Here is a 1,945-nt window from a genome sequence, read left to right as displayed (position 1 = left end):
TATCTGTAAACAGACGGCCTCGTGAACGCGGCCCGCGACGGAGATCCGGTCGTGGGCCGCGCCCGTGTCCGCGCGCACGTCCTCCCCGACGGGACGCGGCGCTCACGCACCAACCCCAGGAGAATCGCCCGATGCACCCCTCTCCCACGCGCCGCTGGCTCGGCGCGGTGCTGCTCGCGCTCGCGGCCCTGCTCCCGGCCGGGGCGGCCGCGCAGCAGACCTCGTACGTCATCACCGGCACGGTGGTGGACGCCGCCAACCGCGCCCCCATCGCCGACGCCACGGTGCAGCTGCGCACCGGCACGCAGACGGCCGTGCTGCGCACCGTGACCGACGCGGCCGGCCGCTACACGCTGCGCGCCCGCCTTGCGCCCGGCACCTATCCGCTCGAAGCGACCCAGCTGGGCCGCAGCGCCGCCACCCGGCAGATCACGCTGGGCTCGGCCACCGAGGTCCAGGTGGAGCCGCTGGCGCTGGGCAGCGCCGTGCTGCAGCTGGAAGAAGTGATCGTCACCGGCACGGGCGCGCCCGTGGAGCGCCGCCAGGTGGGCAACACGGTGGCCTCCGTGTCCGGCGCGGCCATCAACGCGGCGCCCGGCGCGCAGAGCGTGGACCAGGCGCTGCAGGGCAAGATCGCCGGCGCCACCATCACCGAAAACTCCGGGCAGCCCGGCGGCGGCGTGAGCATTCGCCTGCGCGGCACCAACACCATTCTGGGCAGCGCCGAGCCGCTGATCGTGGTGGACGGGGTGCTGGTGGACAACAGCAGCGAGGCGCTCATCAGCCTGGGCGCCAACAGCACCCGCGGCAACGCGGCGCTCAGCAACCGCCTGTCCGACATCCCGCCGGGCGACATCGAGCGGGTGGAGGTGCTCAAGGGCGCCGCGGCGGCCGCGCTGTACGGCTCGCGCGCCAACAGCGGCGTGATCCAGATCTTTACCAAGCGCGGCCGGCAGGGGCGCCCGCAGATCAACTACCGCACGGAGTTCCAGTCGGTGAGCACGGACCGCCGGTTCGCGCTCAACCGCGTGGGGATCGTGGGCGTGGCCGACACAGTGGCCGACCGTTCGCTGGCGCCGCGGCTGGGGCAGCCCACCGAGCGCTTCGACATCCAGAACCAGGTGTTCCAGACCGGGTACGGGCAGAGCCACCAGCTTTCGCTCACCGGCGGCAGCGAGGGCACGTCGTACTACCTGTCGGGCAACTGGAACGACGAGGACGGCGTCATTCGCAGCACCGGCTACGACCGCATGGGTGGCCGCGCGCGCTTCACGCAGCGGGTGAGCCGGTTCCTGGAGATCGGCGCCAACGGCAGCTTTCTGCGCTCGCGCACCAACCTGGTGCCCGAGGGCGAGCAGGGGCAGGGCATCCTGACGGGGATCCTGTTCACCCCCACGACGTACAACCCGGCCTTCAACGAGACGCTCGGGGCGTACCCGTTCAACCCCATCGTGGGCAACAACCCGCTGGACATTCTGGAAAACTGGATCGCGCGCAGCGACGTGACGCGCTTTCTGGCCAGCGTGCAGGCCACCGCCACCCCGCTGCGCGACGTGACGGTGACGTACCTGGCGGGCATCGACGACGGGCGGCAGGAAGACACCTACCTGCAGCCCCGCGGCGCGCGCCCCAACTTCACGGGCGAGATCCAGAACCCCATCCGCCAGACCCGCAAGTTCAACAACGACCTCACGGTCAACTGGGACCGCAGCCTGCGCGAGGGGATGGACCTTTCGTCCACCGCCGGCTTCCGGTACACGCAGGACCGCACCAACACGGTGCGCGCCGCCGCGTCGGAGCTCGCGCCCGGCCAGCGGACCATCGCCGGCGCCGTGCAGTCCACCTCGCAGGGAATCACCGAGCTGCGCACGGAAGGCGTGTTTCTGCAGGAGCGCCTGGCCCTGGCCGACCGGCTGTTCCTTACGGCGGGGCTGAACGCCGAGGC

General features: G+C 71.7%; 1 protein-coding gene. It reads left to right on the top strand.

Going from position 1 to position 1,945, the window contains the following annotated elements; all coding sequences use genetic code 11:
• Positions 1-131: 131 nt before the first annotated feature.
• Positions 132-1,945, top strand: a 1,814-nt coding sequence (locus tag VF665_RS19990) for a TonB-dependent receptor plug domain-containing protein (RefSeq protein ID WP_331055228.1), incomplete at its 3' end; no start/stop codon positions are given.

It is taken from the genome of Longimicrobium sp., from assembly GCF_036387355.1.
GTDB lineage: Bacteria > Gemmatimonadota > Gemmatimonadetes > Longimicrobiales > Longimicrobiaceae > Longimicrobium.
Note: the sequence above shows the minus strand (reverse complement) of the source record. Positions and strands in the feature narration are given on the sequence as shown.